36 protein-coding genes and 1 pseudogene are annotated in these 26,861 nt (G+C 38.7%); 13 read left to right on the forward strand and 24 right to left on the reverse strand.

Features of this window, described 5'->3' with window-relative positions; all coding sequences use genetic code 11:
- Positions 1–14: 14 nt before the first annotated feature.
- From NDM98_RS15100 to NDM98_RS15110, 3 genes are read right to left on the reverse strand one after another with little or no spacing between them, the layout of a single operon-like run.
- Positions 15–626 carry a PspA/IM30 family protein gene (locus tag NDM98_RS15100; RefSeq protein ID WP_251609549.1) on the reverse strand — a complete coding sequence of 204 codons (612 nt, stop codon included), beginning with the start codon at positions 624–626 and terminating at the stop codon, positions 15–17.
- 20 nt (positions 627–646) lie between these two features.
- Positions 647–835 carry a hypothetical protein gene (locus tag NDM98_RS15105; protein WP_251609550.1) on the reverse strand — a complete coding sequence of 63 codons (189 nt, stop codon included), beginning with the start codon at positions 833–835 and terminating at the stop codon, positions 647–649.
- Positions 832–1,035, reverse strand: coding sequence for a hypothetical protein (locus NDM98_RS15110; RefSeq protein WP_251609552.1), 204 nt, complete (start codon positions 1,033–1,035; stop codon positions 832–834). The genes NDM98_RS15105 and NDM98_RS15110 overlap by 4 nt, the downstream gene beginning before the upstream one ends.
- A gap of 225 nt (positions 1,036–1,260) precedes the next feature.
- Between NDM98_RS15110 and NDM98_RS24840 the strand changes: the two genes are divergently transcribed.
- Both NDM98_RS24840 and NDM98_RS24845 read left to right on the forward strand, forming a co-directional pair.
- Positions 1,261–1,617 carry a cytochrome c biogenesis CcdA family protein gene (locus tag NDM98_RS24840; protein ID WP_444546313.1) on the forward strand — a complete coding sequence of 119 codons (357 nt, stop codon included), beginning with the start codon at positions 1,261–1,263 and terminating at the stop codon, positions 1,615–1,617.
- 65 nt (positions 1,618–1,682) lie between these two features.
- Positions 1,683–1,982, forward strand: coding sequence for a cytochrome c biogenesis CcdA family protein (locus NDM98_RS24845; protein ID WP_444546314.1), 300 nt, complete (start codon positions 1,683–1,685; stop codon positions 1,980–1,982).
- A gap of 319 nt (positions 1,983–2,301) precedes the next feature.
- Here the strand turns inward: NDM98_RS24845 and NDM98_RS15120 are convergent, their stop codons facing one another.
- The 6 genes from NDM98_RS15120 to NDM98_RS15145 all read right to left on the reverse strand — a co-directional run bounded on the left by NDM98_RS15120 (position 2,302) and on the right by NDM98_RS15145 (position 6,877).
- The gene (locus NDM98_RS15120; protein ID WP_251609554.1) at positions 2,302–3,036 is read right to left on the reverse strand and encodes a thermonuclease family protein; all 735 of its coding nucleotides are present in this window, start codon (positions 3,034–3,036) and stop codon (positions 2,302–2,304) included.
- Between the two features lie 96 nt (positions 3,037–3,132).
- Entirely contained in the window at positions 3,133–3,321 is a 189-nt protein-coding gene (locus NDM98_RS15125) for a hypothetical protein (protein WP_251609556.1), read from the reverse strand.
- 236 nt (positions 3,322–3,557) lie between these two features.
- Entirely contained in the window at positions 3,558–4,310 is a 753-nt protein-coding gene (locus NDM98_RS15130) for an EcsC family protein (RefSeq protein WP_308807761.1), read from the reverse strand.
- An 18-nt stretch (positions 4,311–4,328) separates the two neighbouring features.
- On the reverse strand, positions 4,329–5,543 hold the full coding sequence (locus tag NDM98_RS15135) for an ABC transporter permease (RefSeq protein ID WP_251609560.1): 1,215 nt from the start codon (positions 5,541–5,543) through the stop codon (positions 4,329–4,331).
- Positions 5,540–6,283, reverse strand: coding sequence for an ABC transporter ATP-binding protein (locus tag NDM98_RS15140; protein WP_251610388.1), 744 nt, complete (start codon positions 6,281–6,283; stop codon positions 5,540–5,542). The genes NDM98_RS15135 and NDM98_RS15140 overlap by 4 nt, the downstream gene beginning before the upstream one ends.
- Before the next feature lie 168 nt (positions 6,284–6,451).
- Positions 6,452–6,877, reverse strand: a complete 426-nt coding sequence (locus tag NDM98_RS15145) for a PCYCGC motif-containing (lipo)protein (RefSeq protein WP_251609562.1) — start codon at positions 6,875–6,877, stop codon at positions 6,452–6,454.
- Positions 6,878–7,032: 155 nt separating this feature from the next.
- Between NDM98_RS15145 and NDM98_RS15150 the strand changes: the two genes are divergently transcribed.
- Positions 7,033–7,458: an HIT family protein gene (locus NDM98_RS15150; protein ID WP_251609564.1), complete on the forward strand. Its 426-nt coding sequence runs from the start codon at positions 7,033–7,035 to the stop codon at positions 7,456–7,458.
- A gap of 103 nt (positions 7,459–7,561) precedes the next feature.
- Complete coding sequence (gene serC, locus NDM98_RS15155; RefSeq protein WP_251609567.1) at positions 7,562–8,647, forward strand: 3-phosphoserine/phosphohydroxythreonine transaminase; 1,086 nt, start codon at positions 7,562–7,564, stop codon at positions 8,645–8,647.
- On the opposite strand, the gene NDM98_RS15160 is transcribed toward serC, so the two are convergent.
- Positions 8,640–8,804: a hypothetical protein gene (locus NDM98_RS15160; RefSeq protein WP_251609569.1), complete on the reverse strand. Its 165-nt coding sequence runs from the start codon at positions 8,802–8,804 to the stop codon at positions 8,640–8,642. The genes serC and NDM98_RS15160 overlap by 8 nt on opposite strands.
- Before the next feature lie 70 nt (positions 8,805–8,874).
- On the opposite strand from NDM98_RS15160, the gene NDM98_RS15165 reads away from it, so the two are divergent.
- Both NDM98_RS15165 and NDM98_RS15170 read left to right on the forward strand, forming a co-directional pair.
- Positions 8,875–9,231, forward strand: coding sequence for a YtxH domain-containing protein (locus NDM98_RS15165; protein WP_251609571.1), 357 nt, complete (start codon positions 8,875–8,877; stop codon positions 9,229–9,231).
- Between the two features lie 138 nt (positions 9,232–9,369).
- Positions 9,370–9,957: an HTH-type transcriptional regulator Hpr gene (locus NDM98_RS15170; RefSeq protein WP_251609578.1), complete on the forward strand. Its 588-nt coding sequence runs from the start codon at positions 9,370–9,372 to the stop codon at positions 9,955–9,957.
- Positions 9,958–10,008: 51 nt separating this feature from the next.
- Here the strand turns inward: NDM98_RS15170 and NDM98_RS15175 are convergent, their stop codons facing one another.
- Positions 10,009–10,596 carry a YpmS family protein gene (locus tag NDM98_RS15175; protein ID WP_251609580.1) on the reverse strand — a complete coding sequence of 196 codons (588 nt, stop codon included), beginning with the start codon at positions 10,594–10,596 and terminating at the stop codon, positions 10,009–10,011.
- Between the two features lie 713 nt (positions 10,597–11,309).
- A complete protein-coding gene (locus tag NDM98_RS15185; RefSeq protein ID WP_251610391.1) occupies positions 11,310–11,396 on the reverse strand; it encodes a YjcZ family sporulation protein in 87 nt (28 codons plus the stop codon).
- Positions 11,397–11,644: 248 nt separating this feature from the next.
- Between NDM98_RS15185 and NDM98_RS15190 the strand changes: the two genes are divergently transcribed.
- Positions 11,645–12,589 (forward strand): peptidylprolyl isomerase, encoded by a 945-nt coding sequence (locus NDM98_RS15190; protein WP_251609584.1) that lies wholly within the window; start codon positions 11,645–11,647, stop codon positions 12,587–12,589.
- Between the two features lie 32 nt (positions 12,590–12,621).
- Here NDM98_RS15190 and NDM98_RS15195 read toward each other — a convergent pair whose 3' ends face one another.
- The 5 genes from NDM98_RS15195 to NDM98_RS15210 all read right to left on the reverse strand — a co-directional run bounded on the left by NDM98_RS15195 (position 12,622) and on the right by NDM98_RS15210 (position 16,128).
- Entirely contained in the window at positions 12,622–12,894 is a 273-nt protein-coding gene (locus NDM98_RS15195) for a sporulation YhaL family protein (protein ID WP_251609586.1), read from the reverse strand.
- A gap of 73 nt (positions 12,895–12,967) precedes the next feature.
- A complete protein-coding gene (gene yhaM / locus NDM98_RS15200) occupies positions 12,968–13,921 on the reverse strand; it encodes a 3'-5' exoribonuclease YhaM (protein ID WP_251609587.1) in 954 nt (317 codons plus the stop codon).
- 106 nt (positions 13,922–14,027) lie between these two features.
- Complete coding sequence (locus NDM98_RS15205) at positions 14,028–15,218, reverse strand: sensor histidine kinase (RefSeq protein WP_308807755.1); 1,191 nt, start codon at positions 15,216–15,218, stop codon at positions 14,028–14,030.
- Complete coding sequence (locus tag NDM98_RS24180; RefSeq protein ID WP_307728851.1) at positions 15,215–15,448, reverse strand: hypothetical protein; 234 nt, start codon at positions 15,446–15,448, stop codon at positions 15,215–15,217. Before NDM98_RS24180 ends, NDM98_RS15205 begins: the two co-directional genes overlap by 4 nt.
- The gene (locus NDM98_RS15210) at positions 15,445–16,128 is read right to left on the reverse strand and encodes a response regulator transcription factor (RefSeq protein WP_251609589.1); all 684 of its coding nucleotides are present in this window, start codon (positions 16,126–16,128) and stop codon (positions 15,445–15,447) included. The genes NDM98_RS24180 and NDM98_RS15210 overlap by 4 nt, the downstream gene beginning before the upstream one ends.
- Before the next feature lie 198 nt (positions 16,129–16,326).
- On the opposite strand from NDM98_RS15210, the gene NDM98_RS15215 reads away from it, so the two are divergent.
- Entirely contained in the window at positions 16,327–17,136 is an 810-nt protein-coding gene (locus NDM98_RS15215) for a nuclease-related domain-containing protein (RefSeq protein ID WP_251609592.1), read from the forward strand.
- A 574-nt stretch (positions 17,137–17,710) separates the two neighbouring features.
- On the opposite strand, the gene NDM98_RS15220 is transcribed toward NDM98_RS15215, so the two are convergent.
- The 5 genes from NDM98_RS15220 to NDM98_RS15240 all read right to left on the reverse strand — a co-directional run bounded on the left by NDM98_RS15220 (position 17,711) and on the right by NDM98_RS15240 (position 20,784).
- Positions 17,711–18,073, reverse strand: coding sequence for a hypothetical protein (locus tag NDM98_RS15220; RefSeq protein ID WP_251609594.1), 363 nt, complete (start codon positions 18,071–18,073; stop codon positions 17,711–17,713).
- A gap of 83 nt (positions 18,074–18,156) precedes the next feature.
- Complete coding sequence (locus tag NDM98_RS15225; protein WP_251609596.1) at positions 18,157–19,017, reverse strand: HAD family hydrolase; 861 nt, start codon at positions 19,015–19,017, stop codon at positions 18,157–18,159.
- A gap of 182 nt (positions 19,018–19,199) precedes the next feature.
- On the reverse strand, positions 19,200–19,550 hold the full coding sequence (locus tag NDM98_RS15230) for a YlbF family regulator (protein ID WP_251609603.1): 351 nt from the start codon (positions 19,548–19,550) through the stop codon (positions 19,200–19,202).
- A gap of 87 nt (positions 19,551–19,637) precedes the next feature.
- Positions 19,638–20,366, reverse strand: a complete 729-nt coding sequence (locus NDM98_RS15235; RefSeq protein ID WP_251609606.1) for a DUF445 family protein — start codon at positions 20,364–20,366, stop codon at positions 19,638–19,640.
- Entirely contained in the window at positions 20,359–20,784 is a 426-nt protein-coding gene (locus tag NDM98_RS15240; protein ID WP_251609609.1) for a DUF445 domain-containing protein, read from the reverse strand. Before NDM98_RS15240 ends, NDM98_RS15235 begins: the two co-directional genes overlap by 8 nt.
- Positions 20,785–20,937: 153 nt before the next feature.
- Between NDM98_RS15240 and NDM98_RS15245 the strand changes: the two genes are divergently transcribed.
- The 3 genes from NDM98_RS15245 to NDM98_RS15255 all read left to right on the forward strand — a co-directional run bounded on the left by NDM98_RS15245 (position 20,938) and on the right by NDM98_RS15255 (position 23,282).
- A complete protein-coding gene (locus NDM98_RS15245) occupies positions 20,938–21,114 on the forward strand; it encodes a hypothetical protein (RefSeq protein ID WP_251609611.1) in 177 nt (58 codons plus the stop codon).
- A gap of 67 nt (positions 21,115–21,181) precedes the next feature.
- Positions 21,182–22,069, forward strand: a complete 888-nt coding sequence (locus NDM98_RS15250) for a helix-turn-helix domain-containing protein (protein ID WP_251609613.1) — start codon at positions 21,182–21,184, stop codon at positions 22,067–22,069.
- A gap of 115 nt (positions 22,070–22,184) precedes the next feature.
- Positions 22,185–23,282 (forward strand): oligosaccharide ABC transporter ATP-binding protein MsmX, encoded by a 1,098-nt coding sequence (locus NDM98_RS15255; protein WP_251609616.1) that lies wholly within the window; start codon positions 22,185–22,187, stop codon positions 23,280–23,282.
- Positions 23,283–23,604: 322 nt separating this feature from the next.
- Here the strand turns inward: NDM98_RS15255 and NDM98_RS15260 are convergent, their stop codons facing one another.
- Complete coding sequence (locus tag NDM98_RS15260) at positions 23,605–23,805, reverse strand: alpha/beta-type small acid-soluble spore protein (protein WP_143849666.1); 201 nt, start codon at positions 23,803–23,805, stop codon at positions 23,605–23,607.
- Positions 23,806–24,010: 205 nt separating this feature from the next.
- On the opposite strand from NDM98_RS15260, the gene NDM98_RS15265 reads away from it, so the two are divergent.
- Entirely contained in the window at positions 24,011–24,565 is a 555-nt protein-coding gene (locus NDM98_RS15265) for a LemA family protein (RefSeq protein WP_251610392.1), read from the forward strand.
- 20 nt (positions 24,566–24,585) lie between these two features.
- Positions 24,586–25,467 (forward strand): zinc metalloprotease HtpX, encoded by an 882-nt coding sequence (gene htpX / locus NDM98_RS15270; RefSeq protein ID WP_251609618.1) that lies wholly within the window; start codon positions 24,586–24,588, stop codon positions 25,465–25,467.
- Between the two features lie 47 nt (positions 25,468–25,514).
- Here htpX and NDM98_RS24700 read toward each other — a convergent pair.
- A pseudogene (locus tag NDM98_RS24700) lies at positions 25,515–26,719 on the reverse strand (aminotransferase-like domain-containing protein).
- Between the last annotated feature and the right edge of the window lie 142 nt (positions 26,720–26,861).

Genomic DNA, 26,861 nt, shown 5'->3' on the forward strand with positions numbered 1-26,861 from the left:
TATCTAATCTCTCATTATGACTTTTGTGACGCCTTTAATTGTGCAAGCTCTTCTTCAATCTCTGCTTTTAGGTCGTCGTTTTCAATTTCAATTGCTGCCTGTTTCCACTGATCAAATACCTCAGGTTCACCCTGCTTAAATGAACGGCTTGTGCGCGAGAACATTTTCTCAAGCTCTGCTCCGGCTTTTGCTACTTCTTTTTGTTGCTCAAGCTCTTGCTGCTGTTCAGCCTTATAATGTAAAGATTGCTCTAGCTCTTGAACCTCATCATTAAGGCTTGCAATCAACTCTTTATTTTGCTCAATAAGAGCACGATATTTTTCTTGCTCGCCTAGAGCATGCCTTTTTTCCAAAAGGGCTCTTCTCGCAAAGTCTTCTTCTTCCTTCTCAATGGCAACTGTCGCTTGTTGTTGTCTTTTCTCAGCTAGCTTGCCTGCCATTTCAATAGAGCGTTCAAATGTTGTATACATACGCTCCTGCTTAGCGATTTGGTCTTTTTTCTTTCTGATTAAATCCTTTGTATCACGAATATCCTGCTTTAACAGTGCCAATGGATCCTCCATGCGCTCTAATCCCTCATGGATAGACGCTTTTACCAAACGTTGAACTCGTGTCGTAATACTCATTATGACATCCTCCTCTATTATTATTTATTCATGATTCTTGAGAACTCTTCATCTAACGAACGACTTTTCTTTACGACCGGATTAGTGTGATAATCCGTATCGGAGTCACTTCCTTCATCCTCATCCTTAAAGTAACGATAGCCCCAAAATACAAGCAAACTAGCAATGAAAAATGGAATCAATGCTCCGACTCCACTAAGAGTCATCATTCCTCCAAAAATAAATAACACGATACTACAGCTGATATGCCGCCTTTTTGCTGGTACTTTTTATATCCCCAATACAGAAGACCAAGTCCAATCGCAAAAGGAACAAGTCCACCTAAATGAACACCAATCATTCCAAGCAATATCACAACACCGATAATCATCAATACAATACCTAAACCAGGATTCTTACGTTTTTTCAATGTTTTTCTCCTCCTTTCCTTTCGTTATCCTTATTGTAGGTGAGCTGAGCTTTTTTTACGCCAAGCTGCAGCATGGTTTTCTCTCCGTCTTCAGGCTGATCCTACTCTAAGCCTCTCGCGTTGAATCCGCCTTCATTTTGTCATGGTTATAGGGACAAAAGTTCGTTATACTAGAAGTGCAAGTCTTACATAGACTAAAAGAAAAGTGTGAAATCAGGAGTGTGAATGATATGGAGGTTTCAATATGGTTGGCGTTTTTCGCTTGGAATGGTTTCGTTTCTGTCTCCATGTATCTTTCCATTAGTGCCTGCCTACTTAGCCCAATTAACAGGCTCCACTATAGCCGATGGACAAGTGCAAGCTGAGAGGCATTTGATTTTAACAAGAAGTTTGGGGTTTATTTTAGGGTTCACAATTATATTTGTCCTAATGGGTGCATCATCTTCGTTTTTAGGACAGATCTTCGCAAATAACCGTCAATTAATTGAACAGCTTGGTGGAATTTTTATTGTTTTATTTGGGTTACAGATGGTTGGAGTAATCTTCTCAGATCATTGCTTACAGAAAAAAAGTTACCAATAAAACCACGAAAATCAGCCAGCTTTTCTAATTCTTTGTTGATTGGATTTTTGTTTGGAGCAGGTTGGATGCCTTGTATTGGTTTAGTTCTAGGATCAATTCTTATTATTGCGAGTAACGGGGAGACGATGAGTTTTGGTATTCTTTTACTCTTTGTATACTCAGCGGGTCTTGGAGTGCCGTTTTTAATTGTAGCATTTTTCTGGTCAAAATCTTTATCAAAGCTCAGAGTGATAAACAGATGGTTACCAACGATTCAACGTGTGAGCGGGATATTAATGATCATTCTAGGAATTTTACTCTTTACGGGTTATTTCCGTGTTCTCTCGGCATACTTTGCACGTTTTGTTCCGTTTTTTAATTTTTGAGTACAGAAGTAAACAGGATAATAAATACACGGACGAAACAAAACAACAAACGATATTATTAATAGGATCGTTTGTTGTTTTATATTTAGGAATGATTATGGTGATTGGGCATCTGGAGACTACCTCCTTGCTGCGTGTACCTACGTTATAAAAAGAGTTAGGGTTTCTGGTAACAATGACTTCCAGATCCATTTCCTCAACCGATTTAAAATAACTCGCAGCGTCACCATAAATAAATGTTAGTTGTTAATAATATCCACAAAAAAATAGGAAGTAGTAACTCCCTATTTTCGCTTTTCCTATAATGCTGCTGTTTTGTTCAGTTGTTTGAGTTTTCTTCTTCCCATTTCTTTAGTGACTCTTCAAGTACATCATAATCAAACCCCGATTCGGTCACAAATCCTTCTAAAGACCAAATGTATATTTCTGCATTTTTGATATGTTCCTCAGCTTCTACTAGCCTATCTTTGTATCGTTCATCCTCAAAATCAGGTAGCACACGCGCCAATCCACCACTAACTAAAGCGTAATTAATATTATGCGTTTCTTTGCCTTCACCTACATACCAAATGTATCCAAGCGATTCTCCATCCTCATTTTCACTAGGATTGGCACGTACTAATTTTACGGTTTCACCTACAGCTTGATACGGCTCGGCCCAACCTTGTGCGCCTGTAACCCATTCATGATCCCCTTCTGTCGGTGCTTCAAGTCCTGCAAGTCGGATCGTTTCTTGTCCGTTTTCAGTTTCGACAACAACATTATTACCATCAATTGCTTCCACTAAGGTGACTTCTTCGTACTCATTATCTCCTATTGCGATTCCTCCCTCTGCTTCCGCTTCAGCGTCTGCTTCCGCTTCTAGTTCTGCTTCTGTTGGTTCGGGATCTTCAGCTTGCGTTTCTTGTTCACTCTCACCAGAGGACTGTACTGCATTGTCGCTTTCTGAATCACTGTTGCATCCTACAAGAGTAATGGCTAACGTCATTGTAAAAATGGACATGTACCATTTGAATGATTTTGTTGAATCTGCTCCGTTCGCTATTTTAATCACAGTCCTGCACCTATCCTTTTCAAATTAATTTATATAGATCAATCCACAATTACTCTAATATCCTTTTTTCAACAAATATAAACTGATTTTTATAAGCTATCCTTTTTTTACCTCAACCCTACTTTTATCGGTTTTTATCTTTTTAGCTATCCACTCTTTCATATAATGGACACGATCACCACGCTCTAATGTTCTAAGTTCCTTAGTAAGCATCTCAATTTCATCATACTCATCAGAAAGAAAAGAACAGAAAAGAACGATATTCATATGAATTTGTTTTACCATCGAGAACAGCTATTGATTTTTTAATTTACTAAAATTAGTGTTTGGATGCAGTCAAGAAACTTAACATGTCAAAAGACTGTTTATCTAATCTTTTAAGAGTCTGAGACAGTCTTTGTTGGAACAAAATAAAATCGGCGAACGATCCTGACAATAGGACCGTTCGCCGTTTGATTTTGGAAACTGATTAGCTATTAGTATTCTCATTAAGCTAATTTGTATTTTGAAACAGATGAACATCATAAATTAGGACCTTCACCTTGGGTCAACATGCGCATCCGGTAGCTGTTCATGGCAGTTACTTTAAGCAGGTCTAGGAAGTGGCTGTTGGCTGCGGCTCCTACTACTGCGCCAAAGCCAGGAATTAGTTGGAGCATTTTTGGGAGATCAATAAAATCTCGATAGCTTAATTGGAATGCCTTCCAATCCATTGTGAGTGGGTCTTCTGGGTTTGTTGGGAGTTGCTTGGCATAGTCCTCCCAGTTCTCGACTCTCTCTAATAACTTAGCCCGTTCCTCGCCTTCAGAAAAAGCAAGTTGGAAAATGGTTAGTAGAAATAGCCGTTCTTGAAATTCCCTGCAGTCGTATCCATAGGTAATGGCTGTATCAAACAAACATTTCATTTTAATACTTAACAGCAAAGGGAAGTCAGCCATGCCGAGCAATATCCCACCTGCTCCCGTACCAATACCCTCTGCAATCGCCGTATTTTTATAAGTACGGAAGAGTTCTTGAACCTCTTGCTCACGCTCTTCAAATGTAGTTGTTAAATCCAACTCTTTTTTTGAAATATACTCTGATCCAGTTAACGTTGCCTGCACCATATGCTTCACACTTACAGTGACAACCGAATGAACTTTTTCTGGTATAAAGGTGTTCATTTTCTTCTGCCACTTCTTCGCAAAACGACCAGTCATGGATTGGCTTTTGCCGAGCTTACGTTTCCACCTGATCATTTCCTCTTTTGCTTCCTCTTCATATAAAGAAACGATTGTGCCTCACCTCTCTACTTAAACGGCTTGTTTTTTGCGGCGGTGAATAAATGATGTGCTACCTAAATACGCGAATACTAGTCCTGCTGCTAAGCCAACAACTGCGATTAACGCATCTCCTACTAGAAAAAGCACAACAGCTAAAACCACAGCCATAAATGATAGGAGCTTTAAACTTAGTGATGTTAGTGCTTTTTTTCTTCCTTCTGGTTCAGCAGGGTAAATATCTACCCACATATTCATATCGTAATGATACCAAATCGTTGAGAGCTGCATCATAACCATATGCATAAAAACAATAATTATCGCTATTTGAATCCAACCACCCGGTAGAATGTATAGAACAAACGCACCCACTGCCATCAATCGTAGATAAATCCCAAGATAATCGTTCGCTCGAATAAAAGAACGACTCATTAAGAATGTGTAAACGGATTGATTTTTTCCAACAAGGATAGGGATCAACCAGCTTAAGTATTTGCGTTCTCGTACTTGATTACGCAGCTGTGGTACATCGGTAAAGGCATTTGCAATCCGGTAGAAGAACATGACCATACTCTCTTCGACCTCTATCAAATGGTTCCATTTCAACGAGTAGGTTCGGGCAAGTTTTTTCCAATATAGAAAATAGAGTCCAAACATCAATAGCAGAACGATGCCTACAAAGGCGATCCCTGCTTGGGAAAACAATAAATACAGAAGCACTACATTAATAATAGCGCGGAGTACCATATGAGATACTCTCTCCTGCTTACTTTGTAAACGTTGCTCCTCCCAACTCGAAAGCACGTTCCAAAGTTTAGCCAGAACTAAAACAGCAAGTGTTGACCAAAATACAGGACCTGTACCGATTCTTAGGACAAATAACGGACCTAATAACAGGAGACAGAGCACAATGAGTCCAACCTGGATAAAAAACGAGTAACGAATGGCGGAACGGAAATAATCACTCATTTTTGCTTCAAACGGTAATAAAAACACCACATCAGCCTGCTTCACAAATGTACGCACGCGACTTCTTGTTAAAATAAATAGAAATACAACTGTAAAAAGTTCTACCGTAGGAAATTGTTCAGGTAGCTGCTCTAAAATTTGTTGGTAATAATAGCTTCCAACAATAAACAAAAAGTAAACCGTAAACAAAAATCCGCTATTTCCAATTAACTTTAAGTAACGTCCTGCTTCACTCCAATAAGATTGGACCCTCTCTTGCCATAAGCTTTGCGCATTCATATCGTTTCATCCTTGGTCATTTCAATATAAATGTCATCAAGGGTTGCCTTAGGCTGTCCAATATGTTGCTGCATTTCAGCTAATGTGCCTTCTAGTACCTTACGTCCGTGATGCAAGATGATGAATCGGTCACAATACCTTTCGGCTGTTGCTAATATATGCGTCGACATTAAAACAGCAGACCCTCGTTTTTTCATATCCGAAATAAAATTCAGGAAGGACTGAATGCCCAGTGGATCTAAACCAACAATCGGTTCGTCTACAATGTATACAGGTGGTTCGATTAAAAATGCGCTCATAATCATTACTTTCTGACGCATTCCTTTAGAAAAATGGCTCGGATACCATTTTTTCATTTTTGTCATTTTGAATTCTTTTAGTAACCTCTCTGCACGCTCTTCAAAATGCTTAGGATCAAGTCCATAAGCGACACTAGTGAGCTCAAGATGCTCCCAAAGAGTTAGTTCATCATATAAAACAGGTGTTTCAGGTATGTACGCATATGAGCGACGGTATTGATTGGCATCTTCTTTAAATGAAATTCCATCTATTGTGATTTCACCTTTTTGTGGCTGAAGCAATCCTAAGATATGTTTAATGGTTGTGCTTTTACCAACCCCGTTTAAGCCGATTAATCCTACAATCTCTTGCTTGTTAACGGAAAGGTTCACATCATGTAGGACTGGTTTTTTTGGGTGGTATCCACCAGTTAGACCAGTGATTTTCAATAGCTCTGTCATCATACTCCACTCCCTTATGTATGTATCTTACCAAAATCAGCTTATGAAAAACCAGTCACAGCTCAATGAATTGTAAGATAAAGGCTTGTCCTTTGCTCATTGTATTCTAATCAATAAAAAAAGAGACTTAAAAAACCGTCTCTTTTTTCTTTAGCTGTCTAATCCTGACTAGCTTCCCTCACCGTATTGATTAACAACGGCTTCTCGAATTTCTTCAATTGACTTATCGTTTTGCCATGCTTCAATGCTGTATGCTGCCGAGTCAATACAGGCATTACATCTGGCTCCATGATCATTCCAAGTAACCGTACCATCATCAGCTTGATCATAAATAAAGGATTGATATAAATTGTCTAATTCTCCTGGCTCACCATTTACATCATAACTAGGTAATTGCTCGAGCACCTCTTGAAAATCGGATATGCCCTTATAAAGATTGCCTATATTATCAGGATAATATTCTAGGAAACTTGGAAGGTTCTGCACGGATGCAGTTTCTTCAAGTACATCTTGATTATCATTTTGATCCGTTTGAGTTTGGCACCCTGCCAGTAGGATTAAAAAAGCTGTACCTATTACAAAAAATCGTTTCATACGTCCACTCCATTTCAACAAACAATTCTTTCAAAGTATACCACAGGATGATTTGTTCACTTCTTACAATCTAACGAATTCTCATTGAAAAACCTAATAGTAGAGAGTAAGCTAATGGACAAGATCTAATATTACTTAAGAGAGGATGAACCACTATGACTTCATGCATATTTTGTAGCATTATTGCAGGAGATATTCCATCTAAAAAAATTTACGAGGATGAGCATACCTATGCTTTTTTTGATATTAGCCAAGTAACCAAAGGACACACATTAGTTGTACCCAAAAATCACCATGAGAACTTATTTGATTTACCAGAGTCTGAACTAAATCATGTATATCAATCCGTACAAAAAGTTGGTCACGCTCTAAAAGAAACGTTTTCTCCTGCTGGTTTAAATCTTGTAAATAATAATGGTGAGGCTGCTGGACAAACCGTTTTCCATTATCATGTTCACCTTATCCCTAGATACGACTCAACTGATGGTTTTCGAGCAAAATGGGAAGAACACGGATCAGAATATTCTGAAGCAGACCTCGAAGCAATGCGAGTAGAACTCGTCCAATCACTTTCTAAATAAGGAATTTACTTAGCTAACTTAAAAAAAGAAAATGTTATGTGTTTCTATGATAGGATAGAGTTACATTGACACGCACTAAAGTGGTAAAGGGGAGAGATTATAGATGAGTCCAGTGTATAACTTTAATGCAGGACCTGCAGCACTGCCAAAACCTGCGCTTGAAGCAGCCCAAAAAGAACTGCTTAACTTTAATCATACGGGAATGTCCGTTATGGAACTCAGTCATCGCAGTTCAGATTATGATGCTGTTCATCAACAAACAAAACAATTACTAAAAAAATTAATGAACATTCCAGACACACATGAGATCTTATTTATCCAAGGTGGAGCAAGTCTTCAATTTGCGATGCTACCGTACAATTTATTATCGTCAAATAAGATTGGTCAATATGTGTTAACAGGGTCATGGTCTGAGAAAGCAGTAAAAGAAGCAAGTTTTATTGGAGAAACAAATATAGCTGCTTCTACAAAAGAGTCCAACTATACTTCTATTCCCGACTTAAAAAATGTACATTTCTCAGACAACGACGCGTATGTTCATATCACATCAAATAACACAATTTATGGAACCCAGTGGAAGCAATTCCCCGATTTGACTCATGCTCCATTGGTAGCAGACATGTCCAGTGACATCCTATCAAGAAGTCTGGATGTTGAGAAATTTGGACTCATTTATGCAGGAGCCCAAAAGAATCTTGGTCCATCAGGAGTCACTGTTGTTATTGCAAAAAAAGAAATTATTGATTCTGCACAAACAAATCATGTGCCAACGATGCTGCGTTACAGTACGTTCTCTAAAAATGATTCATTGTACAATACACCTCCTACCTTTGGCATCTATCTTTTAGGGAAGGTACTTGAATGGGTTGAATCAATTGGTGGGCTTACTAAACTTGAAGAAGCAAATGAGGAGAAAGCTAGGGTTATTTACGAAACAATTGACGAAAACAACGGATTCTTCAGTGGCCATGCCGAAGCGTCAAGTCGTTCATTAATGAATGTAACCTTTACACTACCTAACGAAGAATTAAGCAAATCGTTCTTAACACTTGCAAAAGAACGAGGCTTTGTTGGACTAAATGGTCACCGTTCAATCGGTGGGTGCAGAGCCTCCATTTATAACGCAGTTCCACTGGAAGCATGTGTTGCCTTACGTGACTTAATGATTGAATTTAAACAAGCTAACTAATAACAATCAACCATCCGGCACACGAAAGAAAAAAAACAATCGCAATGATGTACAGAATCAGTGCAGGACGATGTTTTCGAACATGTTCTGCCTGAAAGATGCAATAAAGCCCTACAAGGCTAGCGGTAATAAATAGCATTATAATTCCCTCAATCATAAAAAACACCCCTCTCATTATGTGTATGCAAATGATTGGTCCTAAGACTATTTAAAAGGAGAGTTCTTCTATGAATCTAAAATCAGTTGGAATTGGCTTGTTAACAGGTACTGTCATATCTGGAGTTGCCGTTTTACTTACAGCCCCTGCGTCCGGTAGGGACATAAGAAATGGCTGTCAAAGTTCTATTCAATCCTTTCGTCAATCAGCAAAACAATTGTCCAGAGAAGGAATTGAAATTAAAGACCAAGCAGTTGAGACTATTAAATTTGGCGGGGACATCTTAAAAACCGCAAGTAGTGAGCTTAAGACATCTTTCGAGCAATGGCAGGAAGATACCGCACCCTCCATCGATCGAATTAAAGCCGAAGTTGAAGGAGTTCAAAAAAATATAGAAGAACTTCAACAGCTGACTAAAAAAGATTGAGTAGGATTTTTGTATTTTCCGAAAATTAGTACTTTATTTCTTACCCATTTCTTGTCATAATAAAAGTATTCAAAAATAATGTTGTGAGTATTGGTGTAGAGTATTTTTTGTTGACGGATTATGGACGGAGGAGATTAGATGGAACACCAGACGCCGCACTCCTTAAAGCAATCGGTTATGTTTAGTCATCGACTTGCTCAATTGAGTAAAGCCCTTTGGAAATCAGTTGAAAAAGATTGGCAAGCATGGATCAAACCTTTTGACTTGAATTTAAATGAACATCATATTCTTTGGATTGCCTATCAATTAGATGGCGCTTCTATTACAGACATAGCTAACTTTGGTGTAATGCATGTCTCCACTGCCTTTAACTTTTCAAAGAAGTTGGAATCACGGGGGCTTTTGACATTTTCTAAAAAAGAAAATGATAAACGAAATACGTATATCTATTTAACTGACGAAGGTCAAAAATTATTACTCGAAACATTCCAAAGCTACGATGAACATACGTATAGTGTATACGGTGGAGCACTTCCAATAAAAGAATTGTATGGAAAATTCCCTGAATTCTCTGAGTTAATTAGTATTGTTCGCCATGTATATGGAAGTGATTTTGTCGATCGTTTTGAGACTTCTTTACTTAAATTTGAAGATTGTTTAAATGATGATGATGGCTATCTGTCTATTAAAAACGAAAATGAAGAGAAACCAGTGGATGTTTCCTAAATCTCTTAATACGTGAAGAAGGCTGACTTTTTAGTCAGCCTTCTTCACGTATTACTCATTCACAAACATTTCTACTTCAATCTCATCATTTGCTAAATCAAATGCTTGTACTCTAAAGGAATAGCGATCATCAAATTGAGCATTTGTCACTTGTACTTCAATCATCGATTCTGACGGATGGATGACTATCCAATCTGGAAGCTCCGTATTATTTTTCAGAAGCTGCATCGCCTGATCAGATGGGATGTTAAAGATCCCAAACGAAAAGGACTCTGCTGTAAGCAACAAATCTCCGCTATTTGCCACTTCAGGTTCAAACTCCACAGATATAGGCACAGATTGTCCAAGTATACTAAAGGTTGAACGAAACTCTACAAAATCAGAAAGCAACTCCACCGTGTACGGTGTTTCTTCTTCCAATTGGCTAGATGCCTCGGCAATTAATTGATTCATTTGTTCACGTGTTGAGCTTATGGTTAAAAGACCTTCTTCATTTGCAGGAAGATTAGGCGTATAATGTGATTCCTCCGCTTCGGGGAAGAATGTACGAACCATTATAAATAATACAATGATCAAAATGAATACAACAGCCGCTAAAAGGAAAAATGCAAATTTCCAACCATTTTTACTAGATCTCATACATACCAACCACCCTCTCCACCTAATCATAATGCGGATAAACATCAGCTGTAAAGGCTGGTACATCATTAGTAAAAAGTAGAAAAATAGAGAAGTTCAATCGTTTTTCTATCTTTTTCTTAGATTCTTTGATAAAGTTTAAGATAATACAAGATCAACAGGAGGCAGTATTATGCTCTTCCCTCTTATTATGTTTGCGGTCTTTATTCTTTACATCATTAACTCGATGGCAGATGCATTCTGCGCAAGAAGAGAAGTTCCGACCGAAAAACAGGCGAAGGTATTTCGCGTTACAAATATATGTCTAACGATTCTTTTGACATCTACATATGTAAAACTGTTTTTCACTTAAAAGAAGCTCGGACAGAAATGTCTTAGCTATCATAAAAACCGAACCGTTAATTATGATGGTTCGGTTTTTTTGTTTATTAAAAATAATGGAGCAATGCTCCGCTCCGGACATTTACTCCACACCCGCACCTGCAGGGCGGTTTAAGACGCTCCCACAAAACAGACGGGATGAGGAGGCCAACTCCTATGGGACTTACGGGCAAGGTTGAAATGAAAAGGCGTAGTCGGTTTAAGCTGCCGTCTTCCCGTAGCGATTAGACTGCAGATTCCTCATATCTCTCATTTGTAACGTAAACCAAAACGAAGAACGATCCTAAATGTAGGATCGTCCGTCTGTATATCTCTCTCCCAGGCTCTATTTCTTAGTACACCCAAGAAGCTCCGATGATTACTAATAAAATAAACAGCACCACGATTAAAGCAAATCCATTGTTGAGTCCAGAACTCATAGAAAACGCCTCCTTTATTCTTTAAAAAGCAACACGAGTACGTGACTTCATGCGCTTTATAGATTTATACTATGCAGAGTAAATCATTTCGTACTGGGCGTTAGCCTTATTTGCCCAATGTACTTTTATTGGAATTACTTTCTATTCATATCTTTAATATGGTATAGTAGTGGTTGTGTTGATGGCTAATGCTAATTGGACAGGCTGGCCATATTTTACGTGATAACAACTTTTGAGGAGTGTACACAATGAAAAAAATGATTGTAGCAATTGCAGGATTAGCTAGTATTGCAGTTTTTTCGGCTTGTAATAATGAAGCAGCCCCAGAGGATGCGGTTGTAACGATTAATGGAACAGACATTACAGAAGCTGAATTTGTGGAGTCATTAAAAGAACAAGTAGGAGATCAAAGCCTACTTTCTTTAATCCAGCTTCAGCTATTAAAGGATAAAGAATCAGAACTTGATATTACGGATGAAGATATTGATCAAGAAGTAGATGAATTAAAAAATAATCTTGGTGCTGAATCTGATGAAGATTTGTTAAATGCATTAACAGAACAATCCCAAGGACAAGTCGATTTGGAATCAAAGGATGAGCTTATTGAGGAATTTATTAAACCACAGCTTGTTATTCAACAGCTAGCTTCTGAAGGTGTAGAAGTGACGGAAGAGGAAAAAGAAGCTTTTTATGAAGAGCAAAAAGATTCTTTCCCTACAGAAGTTCACGCTCGCCATATTCTAGTTGAGGACCAAGAGACGGCTGATGACCTTAAAGCTCAATTAGATGACGGAGCAGACTTCGCAGAGCTTGCTGAAGAAAACTCTACAGATCCTGGTTCTGCTGCAAACGGTGGTGAATTAGGATTCTTCCCTGAGGGACAAATGGATCCTGCATTTGAAGAGGTTGCGTTTTCGCTTGATATTGATGAAATTAGCGATCCTGTAGAGTCTTCTCATGGCTTCCACATTATCCAAGTGTTAGATCGTCACGATTCGTATGAGGATTATGCCGATGAAATTGAAGAAATCCTAATTCAACAAAAATCTAAATCACCAACTGAAGTGTTCTCTGATTTAGTGAGAGCAGCTGACATTAACATTGAAGATTCAAGATATGAAGACCTACTTGCTCCATTTGAACAGACTGAAGATGATTCAGCTGATGAAGAGGACGAAGAGGCTCAAGGATAAATAAAAAAAAGGATGCTGCGGCATCCTTTTTTTTATGACTTGCTTTCTTTTTTTAGTCTAGCTTCTTCTAATCTTTCCATAAATACATGACCTTCCTGTTCAATCCACGCCTGTTCCTGGCGTCGATCTTCAAGAAGATACTTAATACTAAGATAGCCGCTAATTAAAACTCCTAGCATCACTAGATACACCCACCATGGGTCCTGGGCAACAACAGATAGAAGATTCGTTTGAGTCGTAATAAACACAATCACTAAAATAGCTAGAAAAGCCACGGCCAACTTTTGTTTCAACTGATCAGTCATAATCTTTCTCCCCCGCTTGTCTACTTGGTGTATTCTATGTGGGGAGTTAGATCATTAGAACAAACGATTTTATTCAGCTTGGAGGATCTTGAAATGTTGGCTTGTAGAAGCTGCGATTTTCAAGTGGCATCACACGTTCAGAGAACGCACCAGGCAGAACACGATCCAATGCTCGATCCATCATATTAATCTTCGCATCTACGTTATCAATCAAGTGCAATACCTCAGCCTCTCGGATAACCGGAACCTTAGGACTACCCCACTCGCCTTTTCCATGATGGCTTAGAACCAGATGCTGTAGCACGGTTACTTCTTCACCCTCAATTTTTAGTTCTCTAGCAGCTGCATCAATTTCATTAGAAACTATTGAGATGTGGCCCATTAACTTTCCTTCAATCGTATAACTTGTATCAATAGGACCAGAAAGCTCTCGTACCTTTCCTAAATCATGCAAAATGACACCCGAATATAATAAATCGGTATCAAGACTAGGATAGAGCTCTGATAAACTCTTAGCTAACCTCAGCATCGATACGACATGAAATGCTAGCCCTGAAACGAATTCATGATGATTACGCGTAGCAGCAGGTGATTCTAAAAACTCCTGTTGATGCTTTTTTAGTAGGTGCCTGGTTATACGCTGTATATTAGGATTTTTCATTTCAAAAATATATTGTGTAATCTCCTCCAGCATATCTTCCGCTGATATAGGAGCCGACCGGACAAAATCATTCATTTTCACGTTATCCAAAGCCGATACTGGGCGTATACTAGATATCTTTAACTGATTGCGTCCGCGATAATCAATCAGATCTCCCTGCACATGTATTAAGGCCCTACTGGCAAAGGATGCTTCATCCTCAGGAGATGCACCCCAGAGCTTTGTCTCAATATCACCGGTCTTATCACTTAAAATTAACGTTAAAAAAGGTTTACTGTTACTTGCAATACTTTTTGTTGAAGATTTTATTAGAAAATAACTATCTACCTTTTCACCGACCTGATAATTACGAATTCCTTTGCTCATCTTGTCACCTCTTTAACTAGTCATCAAGCTCAGTATACCATACCAACCTGCATTGGATATAAAGAAAAACGAGAAAAAAGGCCAAAGCTGTAAAGCCTTGGTCCTTTTATAAATCCGATTTTTTATCTTTCTTTCGATCTCTTTTCCGAGGTTTATTCGTCTGTTCCTCAATAAGCAAATCATCCTGCTTAGGCAATGTAACAGTAAAGAGAACACCATGCTCCGTATTTTCTACTTTAGGTGAGCCATGATGCAGCTCTGCAATTTGTTTTACAATCGCAAGCCCAAGGCCAAATTTCCCTTTATTCCCTTTATAAAATGGCTTAAATAACTCATTGATCTCGTCATCCTCAATCGGATCACCATTATTCTCAACTCGAATTTGAACACCTTGAGATGTTGCTTCTGCAGAAATCCAAATCGCATCGTCAGCATAGCGTAAAGCATTCTCAACTAAATTCTCAAGTAATACTTCAAGTTGATCGAGATCGCCATTAATCTCAACCTCTGGTGAAACAACATGAATCGTCACGTCTTCACGCTGATAACGAAAACGCTCTTCAATCTGATAGGCTAAACTACCGAATACAAACGTACTGCGATTTAATTGATTCTTTTTCATCTGCTCGAGTTTGGTGAAATAAAGCATTTCAATGACTCGACGCTCCATACGATTTGCTTCTTCAGTAATTACTTCCATTGTTTGTTCCAGACTCTCTTTAGGCATAATGCCATCCTTCACGGACTGGGCATAACTTTTGATCACCATAATGGGAGTCTTAAGCTCATGAGAAGTATGCTGAATAAACGTTTTTTGCGCCCGATCATAGCTGTTTAAATTCAACCTCATCCGCTCAAATTGGGTGGACAACCGTTCAAAGTCCTCATCGCCTTCTAACTGAAGAGGCTCTTGCCAATCTCGATTAGCAATTTGATCCAAATGATTACCCAAAATCGTCAACGGCTGCTGTAAATAATATTTTAGCCAGATAGCCGGTAACAATGCCAATACACTGGTCAACATCAGTAAGTAAAGTAATCTCTCCCAAAGTCTGTCTACCATAGAATTTCGATATTCATCAAACATATACGAAATCAAATAACCAGATTTATTCAGCTCCGTATTCGTTACCTGACTGATCACATAAAAAATCGTTGCATCACCAAACTGAATTTCATATCTTCCACGCTGAGATTCCTGATTAATAGCATTTGTGACCATCTCAGCGTAGATTTCACTTGGTGGTGGTGAACCATATTGCAAACTTATTTCTTCAGGGTAAACAAAATGACTCACAGCTCTAGATTGATTTTGTGCATCAATAAACTCATACTGATTTGCTGTGGATTAAATTCTGACGGATTGATGATGTTCTGAGATTGTATTTGTTCAATCATTCGGTACGTTTCTTCTGTTAATGTCCCCTTTATAGACAGAGGATAGACAATCGTAATAGAAAGCCCAACCAGCAGGATAAGTGAAATAAAGGCAAGCCAGATCCGCTGTGTCAGATTAACCTTTATCATGAGGAGAGGATCCTGTACCCATAACCATAAAGTGTCTCAAGATGTATACGGTTCATCTTTTTACGAACTCTCCTGACGACATCATCAACAGCTCGCTCTGAACCAAAGTAATTTTCGCCCCAGACAAACTCAATGATTTTTTCCCGAGAAAAGGCTTTTCCAATATCACCAGTCAAAAGAAGGATCAAGTCCATTTCTTTTGTTGTCAAATCAACAATTTCCTCACCTGCAGCTAACGTATCCGTCACTGTTCGACCAATTGGATCAATTAAATATTGATTAAGTTCAATTTTCTTCTGCTCTTGCGTCGAGGTGCCATAAATCCGATTAAGAATCTTTTTCGCACGAATAATCAATTCCTGCGGGAGAAATGGTTTAGATAAATAATCATCACTACCCATCTCAAGACCAAGTACACGATCTAAATCCTGATCACGTGCAGAGATAAAGATCACAGGACGATCCTCAGTTTCTTTAATCGCCTTTAACAACTGATATCCATCCGTACCAGGTAGCATAATATCTAATATCCATAAATGAGGCTTGTCCTCAATCGCTTCAAGCGCATCATTTCCATCATTAAATACCTTTACATTCCAATTTTCTTTTTCTAAGTATGCTTTAAGTACCGCAGATAAATTATCTTCATCTTCTACGAGATAAACTAAATATTGTTCCATTTTTATGTCCTCCTTTTTCAAAAAACACTCTGAGATAAAAAAATAATAGCTATATCTACCTATTTTAACCCATTCGACCCTCTATCGCGAGTTTAGTACATTTTTTACGTATTTATTCACAACATTTACATGAAACATGCTATTTGTGAAGGAATTCCTTAAAAATATGTAGAATGATTGAGAAAAGGGGGCATTGATTTGATTGTAAAGAAACGTTATGCACCAATCCAACTGTTAGGATTGGAAGCTCTTATCCGCCGAAGTAGTTCTGTAACCGATGTGATGAATACAGACCTACACAAATGGCAGATCGGGTACAGAGGAGAGTGCTCCATTCATTATTATCTCAATCAACTCGATGGTTTTATGATTTTGCACGATTTGAGGCTACCAGCTGAGCCAAGCGGATTTTTTCAAATCGACTCGCTGTTATTAAGTAAGTATGGAATCATCATTCTTGAAGTTAAAAATTTTCATGGCGTCATTCAATTTAATGAGCAATCTCATCAGGTGCTACGCATTCTTAACGATAAGGAAGAACGTATCCCCAATCCACTTATTCAAGCTTCACGCCAACAAGCACAACTAGACTCATTTCTCATTCGAAATGGGCTGCCGTCACTCCCAGTAAGTGCTTACGTCGTGTATAGCTCCCCGCTTACCATTTTTCGTACCTCACATGCAAAAGTTATACACGCAGAAGCAATCCCTGTTCAACTGGAAAGTTATAAGCAAAAGGCAAAACGCGAATATCTAACGCGAACACAAATGGAGCACATTAGTTCATTGTTGATGGGCGCAAATAAGACTTTTGTGCCGGATTTATTGAAGAAGTATGGCCTTAGTTCAAAAAATATACAGAACGGAGTACACTGTACGCACTGCAACAAACTTACAATGATTCGGCCAAGTCGCATTCGGAAGTGGACATGTCAAAACTGCTATTTTTCTTCTCAAAATGCTCACATACCAACCCTCCAAGATTATGCCGTGCTTTTCCAAGCCTAGGATCAAAAATCATCAAGCACGTGAATTCCTCAAACTTCCCACTACAACAATGGCTAAATATCTTTTGAAAAATTTAAACTTAACTACTACCGGAAATAACAAAGGTCGTATCTATCACATTCCACTACCTTTTGAGATTTAGCATTGAATAGTGATGGTTATGTAAGCTCTCTTTGCTGATATCCTGCTATCTTTGCTGATATCTGCTACTCTTTACTGATATCTCGCTCTCTTTACCGATATCTCGCTCTCTTTGCTGATATCTGCTCCTCTTTACCGATATCTGCTCCTCTTTACCGATATCTGCTCCTCTTTACCGATATCTGCTCCTCTTTACCGATATCTGCTCCTCTTTACCGATATCTGCTCCTCTTTACCGTTATCTGCTCCTCTTTACCGTTATCCCGCTCTCTTTACCGATATCCCGCTCTCTTTACCGATATCTGCTCCTCTTTACTGATATCTCGCCTCTCATCCTCGATTCCACACTCTCATCCTCGACTCTGCTCCCTCATTCCCACCTCACCACCCCACCCAAACAAAAAAACCAGCCTCAATCCAGGCTGGTTTTCTCTTACAACAGAGCAAATGCAGTTAATGCGGCTAGTGGGAAGATGAGTCGTCTCCAACCGTATGGACGCGGGCGTGGATAGTAGGGGTAATATCCTGGATAGTAAGGCTGGTATGGGTAGCCGTAGCGTTCCTGTCCAGACGTCATCGTTTGTTCTTCTGGTTGGTTCATTGATGCGATGACTTCATGCATACTCATAAATTGGCCCTGTTCATCTACAGGAACCATCACATACACATGATGCTCATCAACTGTCTCGACTACACCTTCATAATCTACTCCGTTGGCTTGCATTTTAACAGCTTGATTAATGTGTTGTTCACACATTTCTTTCATCTGCTGATTATACGCGGCTTGTTGATCCAAAGTGATCGCCTCCTTTTTTCTTAGTGTATTCACCCATGCCCAATTGGTGCACTAAACTTGTGATCGTGAAAAAACACAGCCTCTTATTTGAGACTGTGTCTGTCGAGATTGATGCGTAGTTGTTTTCTAAATACTTCGTGAATCATATAGGAGACGCCATCTTCATCAACAGAGCGTGTGATCCAATCGGCTTTGTCTTTTAAAGGCTTTGGCGCATTTCCCATCGCTACTCCGAGTCCGGCCATTTGCATCATTTCTATATCTTCCTCAAACGCTCCGATGGTGATTAGTTCATCGTTACTTATTCCTTTTCGATGACACAGCCACTGAAGTGCTTTTGCTTTTGATACTTCCGCTGATACTACGGATAGGCGGTCCTTGCCTATTCGCTTGATTCTCACATCTTCTGTTTTTTCGTTCAGCAAATCAAGTGCTTGTTTTCGCTGAATGGATGACTCAAATTGGATTTGCATGGTTAGTGGGCCTTGCCCTTCTTCCATTGCATAATTGTATAACGAATCTACATAGGTTAACGGATAATAAAGTTGATCAGTTGCGCCAAGAGTCATCTTAGCGATAAGGTGATTTTTTTGCTTTTCTTTACTTGTAACGGCGTGTGTTTCATACATTAAATGGATGCGGCATTGATATCGTTCTAGTGCCTCCATCATTTCCATAACGGTTTGCTCTGGTAGTTCCCGTGACATCAGCTTCTTTTTCTTCACTTCACTGACGTAGGCTCCATCATGTGCAATCAAATACCCCTCTAGCTTCAGACTTTTTGCGATTTTTTGGGCTGATAAGTAGGGCCTTGAGGTAACCAGAGCTATTTCTACTCCTTTTTTGGTTAAGTACTCCATGGATTGACGTGTTGATTTGCTCAATTTTGAATTGGATCGGAGCAACGCGCCATCAATATTTACCGCTATAAATTTGTAAGTCATCCACGCTTCTTCCCCTCTTGTTGTATTCTCCTTAGAAGTCACTCAGGAGGCTCGTCGGTTCTGATTTAAGCATATGTATGTCCTTCACTAGTCAGAACTTGATTTAGAAGTTTCTCAAGAATTCGCGCATGAAAAAAATCCCTCTGAGTGATTACTCAGAAGGATTCTCTACATTCTTGTTCTTATTGTTCTGGTGAGCCATAGATTTCTTCTAGTGGCTCTGTGATGATTTTGTTAATATCTCCAATAATTACGCTAAGTTGTTGCTCAGCTTCCATTAGTTTAGAGATAAGATCGTGTTGTTGAACAAGTTCAAACTGTTGTTGTGCTTGTTGTGCTTCTTCTTCAGAGATCTGAACACCTTGCATTTGTTTCTGTTGAAGCTCCAATTGCAATTGACGGAAGTTGTCCAACATTTTTTTAGCAATTTCGTCTTCCTCAATTTGTGAGTGAAGTGATTGAAGTGATTTAAACTCATCACTTTCTGCTAATGCTAGTTTCAATTCTTGCGCTTTGTCTTGAAGTTGTGCCATGTTTAATTCCCCCTCTTAATTGTCTACACGACTATAACATGTTCTCGTATAGAATTCACGGAAAGTCCCGTATTCCTTACTAAAATCTTATAATCCATTGATGAGTAGGACAAACAATCCTTGAAATAATCCTACTATGCCACCAATTAATGCACCTAAATAGGTAATGAGCTTAAGCTCTTTTGAAGCAACAGACATGACTAGGTCTTCTAAATGTTTAGTTGAAAAGGATTGAACCTGGTCGCTAATAATTTTTTCGATTTGAAAGGCTTTAAGGAAAGCCCCAACTTGAGTGGCTGCTACTTCAATAAGTACATTCACCCCACTTGGAATCCATGAGCTGAGAATTCGTTCCTCATAATCAGGAACCCAACTATTTAAAGGCGCATCCAACGACCTTAACACAGGTGTCTTGTCTTTGACCAGCTGACTTAAAAAATGGCTGACTTTTCCTTGATTAATAAAATGATTTACTTCATGAAGAGGCATCTCCTTAGCTTTTGCCCATTCCTTAACAAGCAATTCACTTAACAATTGGTTTGTCCGCTCATTTTGTAAAAAACGTAAAATTTCTGGCTGAACCTTATCTACTAAGCGTTCATTCCCCATAAACATTTGGATCATACTTCCTAAGCGCCCCTTATGATCAAGGAACTCCTCAATCATGCCACTTAGCTTCTCTTTTCCTTCACTGCTCTCAAAGTAATCAGTTGTCTTGTTTAACACTGCTTGAGAAAGCTGAGGTATATAGGATTCAATTCTTATCACCAGTGCATTCGGCAAAATATTTTCTATTTTTTTATCTTGATTATTCATTAAAAACCGATTGATTCCAAGCGTTAATCATTTTATCCGTACGTTCATACGTGGATTCTTTCATGTTAGGAACACCAATAGTCTTCTCTACATACTCGACTAAAGTCTGTTCACTATGAATGATTTTACTTGCTTCTTCCTCCAACCAGTCAGTCACACCTGTTTTAAATGAAGAATGTTTGATTTGTTTTTGAAGTCCTTCTGCTGTTAAAAGGTAGGTCCCTACCATTTGACCAAGCTGAACAGAAATTTCTTTATGACGTTTTGGAATAAGCCCTGGTGTAAAAGGTACCTTCCAATCACCAAGATAATAGGCTCGATGTGGTTTAAATAACATACGAATCGCTAATGCGTTTGTTAGGCCACCAAGTGCAGCCCCAACAACCACCATAAAACTAATAAACATCCATGGATCCACTGTTTACACTCCTTCAATTGCTTAGAAAAGTTCGACCTACCTAGTATAATCGATTTTCCTTCTATAGGAAAACACTTGATGCTAAGCCTTTTAGAATAACCCAAAAATAGATCAGGAATACTAGTTACACTGTGATAAGAAAGGAGACGACTCATGGAAAAGTCTAAGCAACAAAAAGAATCTGATCAAGGAAAAGATAAGTATTTTATGGACGTCGATCGAATGATCAATGAAGGTTTAGGCGGTGGTAAAATTGCCGGTCATCATGCAGGCAACATAGAAGAAGCGCGAGAACTTGAAGAAGAAGAACCTCCTGCAAAACATGAATAGTGCTTTTCGGATGTATCTGTAAACGATATACTGGATATATTCTACAGTGGCGAGGAGTGCTTAAGCTATGATTACACAATCATTAAAGCGGCAATTTGGACAAGCCGTTACAACAGATCCGGCTAATTATCATCGATTAGATGTACTGTGGTTGCAGGATGAACAATCAAAACCAATTGGGTTCTATAGAGAGCATTTAACAAAACGAGAGCAGCAATTACTCATGCTGCTCTTACCAATATGGAAGCCATTTCCTGAGCCTGAAACGGTGTCTGAAAAGCGGTGGAAAGACTGGCTTTTTCAAGATCAATCAGAAAAGGTTGCCCCACCAACAGATGAAGCGGTAAGGTTCATTCATTTCTCATTAGCTGAAACAATTGATACATACAGCGATTTTTATGAAGCCTGGCAAAACAAGCTTGCTGGACTACATACTATTATATGGATAGACTCTTTACACGGTGTTGTGATTGACCATGGAGACGATGAAGTGAATGGATTTTCAAATTTTGTACAGGCCATTGCCTCTGACTTTTATGTAGACCTCACATTACTCATTGGCTCTACTTGTTTGATTGATCATGCTCGTTCAACTTTTAATTGGGAACAGGCTTGTTTTAAGGCGGCACTTCCATATGTAAATGCTCAGCATATCTTTAAGGAACATGAGGCTGTACCTTATTACCTCACGCAATTCATTCCAGAGTCAGAACGTACATATATCCGTTCGCAAATTTTAACGGATGCTGTATTAGCTGATCCAGATATGATTAAAAGTATTTCTGCTTATCTTCATCATCATTTAAACCTATCTTCTGCAGCTAAAAGTCTACATATGCATCGAAATAGCCTACAATATCGTATCGACAAATTTATTGAGCGCACAGGCATTGATATCAAACAGTTCCAACACGCGTCCTTTATGCATTTTGTTCTGCTATTACAAGATCACTGACCCTTTCTGTGCAACTTGCCTAGAAATTCAAGTGATCTTTGTGCACCTTCCCCATAGTCCAACCTAATGAAAAGGCTTACAATTCATTTATACTTAAATTTTGGAGGGGTTACACATGGCAGAGATTAGTTTAGATAGTATCTATAAAATTTACGATGGTGATGTTACAGCCGTATCAGATTTCAACTTATCAATTGAGGATAAAGAATTCATCGTTTTTGTTGGTCCCTCAGGTTGTGGGAAGTCAACAACTCTTCGAATGATTGCTGGTCTAGAGGATATCTCTAAAGGTGATCTTGTTATTGGAGATAAACGAATGAATGATGTAGCCCCTAAAGATCGTGATATTGCAATGGTATTCCAGAACTACGCCCTATATCCACATATGAACGTATACGATAACATGGCTTTTGGTCTAAAACTACGTAAATTTAAAAAAGATGAAATTGATAAACGAGTTAAAAATGCTGCTCAAATTCTTGGTTTAACAGAAATGCTTGACCGTAAACCAAAAGCGATGTCTGGTGGTCAGCGTCAGCGTGTTGCATTAGGACGTGCAATTGTCCGTGATCCACAAGTATTCTTAATGGATGAGCCGCTCTCTAACTTAGATGCTAAGCTCCGTGTACAAATGAGAGCTGAAATTACAAAGCTTCACAAACGTCTACAAACAACAACAATCTACGTAACACATGATCAGACAGAAGCCATGACGATGGCCACGAGGATCGTTATTATGAAAGACGGCTTTATCCAACAAGTTGGTTCACCAAAAGAAGTATACGATAATCCAGAAAACGTGTTTGTTGGTGGATTTATCGGGTCACCTTCTATGAACTTCCTTTCTGGTCGTCTTAATGGAGATAACTTCATTGTTGGTGATGTATCCCTTAAAGTTCCTGAAGGCAAGTTAAAAACATTACGTGAAAAAGGCTATGCAGATAAAGAAATTATTCTTGGTGTTCGTCCTGAAGATGTTCACGATGAGCTATTATTCCTACAATCTTCTCCAGATACAAAGTTAAATGCTATCATTGATGTTGCTGAGTTAACTGGTGCTGAAACGGTACTTTACTCAAGTGTAAATGGTCAAGAATTAGTAGCTAGGGTTGATTCTCGAACTGATATCACATCAGGTCAAAAGATTGACCTTGCTCTTGACTTAAACAAATGTCACTTCTTTGATGCTGATAACGAGCAACGCATTCGCTAATTTTAAAGGCTGATAAAACGGACCATTATGTTCACACACATAATGGTCCGTTTTTTTAATCATCACGCTTTGCACCAGCTCCGTCTAACTACGGAATGTCACAGGTTCTGTTCTTCTCTCACCGAAGTTCTATGTTCACTGCTCTAAATCCACACTACCAAATGTACTGTTACATAATGGGTATCGTTTGCTATTCAATAAGTTGGCATATAATTTGTAAGTTGTTTGAGTTTTTTAATTAAAAACGGTCCAAAATGCGGCCATTTTCTTTTAAGTACAAATAGAAAGGGAATGGCGTAGTGCCATTCCCTTAAATCCATTATTATTTTTGGTATCCACCAAGTTGTTGTTCAGCAGCTTGTACTAAACGTTTAGTGATTTCTCCACCAACTGAACCGTTAGCGCGAGCTGTAGAATCTGGTCCAAGAGTTACGCCAAATTCAGAAGCGATTTCGTATTTCATTTGATCAAGAGCTTGTTGTACACCAGGTACTACAAGTTGATTTGAACTGTTGTTAGCCATGTATGTCACCCCCTTAACTAATCATAGTGTAGGTCATTTGATGATTAACTATGTATCAGATAAATTGGTAATACTTAGATTTTATTTTGTGAATAATTTCTGTACATATTAGCTAAATACTCGTGCTACACTGATTAATAAATGAAACCATATGAACAAACAAAACGTAACAGTATTATTGCTTGCAGATGAAAGGATGATCGAGATGGGATTTTTAATCGCCGGAGGAATTATCATCATTATCGGTGGATTTTGGATTATGAATTATAATGGATTAATTAAATTAAGAGGATGGAAAGAAGAATCTTGGTCGCAAATTGATGTGCAGCTTAAAAGGCGGTATGATCTAATCCCAAACTTAGTTAACACGGCAAAAACCTACATGAAGCACGAACGATCAACTTTGGCTGAAATCGTTGAAAAACGAAACCAAATCACTTCACCCGACTTAACCCGCGAAGAACAGGTGCAGGCAGATAATCAGCTTTCAGGTGCACTAAGACAATTCTTTTCACTAACTGAAGCCTATCCTGATTTAAAAGCAAATGAAAGCTTCTCTAAATTACATGAGGATCTAGTTGCAACCGAAAATAAAGTGGCTTATTCTAAACAGCTTTATAACAAAACAGTCATGCAATATAACAATAAGGTCGAGTCTTTTCCAAGCAATCTTATTGCATCTGTTCATAATTTCCGTAAGCATGGATACCTAGAAGCAACAAATGAAGAACGCCAATCAGTAAAAGTGGATTTTGATTAAATATGAGATGAGGTAAATCCATGCATCTATACCAACAAATCAGTCGTAATAAACGGAAAACAATTTTCATTGTTGCTGGATTTGTTTTTTTTGTTCTTGCTGTTGGAGCTGCCATTACTTATCTATACTTTGGCGACTACATTAGCGGAATGATATTAGCTACATTATTTGGCGGTGGTTACACCCTTATCATGCTGCTTAGCAGTACAAATGTTGTCATGAAAATGAATCATGCAAAAGAAATCCGCAGTTCAAATGATCATGCATATTTGTGGAATACAGTAGACAGTCTTTCGTTGGTGGCACAAATTCCACAACCACGAATCTTTATTATTCGTGATGAAAGTCCAAATGCCTTTGCAACTGGTACATCGCCAAAAAAAGCTGCTGTCGCTGTAACAACTGGACTTTTGGATCAATTAAATAGAGAAGAGTTAGAAGGAGTCATCGCACATGAAATTGCTCATGTTCGTAATTATGATGTGCGACTAGCTACCATTGCCGTTGCACTTGTATCCGCCATTGCCATCTTAAGTGACATTGGGGCACGTAGTATGATGTATGGCTCAAGAGGTAGAAGAGACAACAAACAAAATGGACTGATTTTAATTTTATCGATCGTATTAATTTTGTTATCTCCCTTAATTGCCACTTTAATTCGGCTAGCTATTTCAAGAAATCGTGAATTCCTTGCTGATGCAACGGCAGCAGAACTGACAAGAAATCCATATGCACTAGCTAATGCACTTAAAAAGATTACCAATTCACACACACCTGTTAAGGAAGCTTCAAGCACCTCTGCATCACTTTATTTTGCAGACCCTTTAAAGAAAAAAGCTGCTGGTCTTTTTTCTACACACCCACAGCCAGGTGAAAGAATTAAACGGCTAGAAGCCATGTAAAAAATAAAAAAACGGTCCCGCGCTTTAATGAGCTCGGGACCATTTTATTAGATTACTGTTTCAATCCTATCATCAGTGTGTGTAAACACTTCAGCAAGTAAGTTCATTCCTCTTTTTATTTCCTCATCCGTAGCATGTGTAAAATTAAGACGCATTGTATTGGTTTTTGGGACCCCGGCATAAAACGGAGCTCCTGGCACATAGGCTACGCCTTTTTTGACAGCTTCTGTCAACATGGCTGTTGTATTCACTCGTTCATCTAGCTCAATCCAGAGAAACATTCCACCCTTTGGTTCAACAAAATGAACATTTGGTAAGTTTGATTCTCTTAGACATTCCATCATTATATCTCTTCTGTGGCGATATAGATCCGTTACTCCTTTAATATGTCCATCAAAGTCAAAGTGCGTACAGAGCTGATAGATCGCTTGCTGTGAAAGTGAATTTGAATGAAGATCATTTGCTTGCTTAGCCTGTGCCATCATTCGGATCACTTGAAACGGTCCAACAATCCAACCCGTTCGCAATGCTGGAACAGCTGTTTTAGAAAAGGTGCTCGTATACATGACACGTGACCCATCATCTAAAGCAGCCATTGGTGTATACGTTTCATCAGGATTAAATTGAATATCACCATAAGGATCATCTTCAAGGATTAAACAGTTATACTTATGAGCTAATCTCACTAACATCTTACGGCGTTCTAAAGACCATACCTTTCCAAGCTTGGGTTAGAAAAGGTTGGCACAACATAGATACATTTAGGACGAAGGGTACGAAGCTTAGCCTCTAAGTCCTCCTGAATCATTCCTTCGTTATCTGATTCCACTGCAACAATGTCAGCTTCATATGATTGAAACACCTGAAGTGCGGCAAGATATGTTGGATCTTCTGTTAAAACAATATCTCCTGGGCTAAACATGACCCTTGAAAATAAATCAATTGCTTGCTGTGAGCCGGTCGTTAATAAAACATCATCAGCAGTAAATCCAGTAATTTCCTTACGACTCATTCGCTCCACTACAAGCTCCCTTAATGGTCTGTAGCCTTCAGTCTCAATATACTGTAAAGCCTTTGTTCCAGAAGCAAAAGCTCTAGAAAATGCCTGTTCAATGGCTTCTACTGGAAATAAATCATCTGCGGGAAGTCCTCCTGCAAATGAAATGACATCACCGTTCCCCACAACCTTTAAAATGTCTCGTACAGCGGAAGACTGTAAGTGCCGTACTCGTTTTGAAAATGCATATCTCATCCCTCAACACCTCTGTATGTCTCTCTGTATTATCTTATTGTAATAGGTTTTATTTTATCTGATTTATCAGTAAAGTCAATCTTTAGATTCTATTCACAAAAAATGAAACGTTTTAGCCTTTCATTCGTATATACAAATAACA

Source organism: Alkalicoccobacillus plakortidis, from assembly GCF_023703085.1.
Taxonomy (GTDB): domain Bacteria; phylum Bacillota; class Bacilli; order Bacillales; family Bacillaceae_D; genus Alkalicoccobacillus; species Alkalicoccobacillus plakortidis.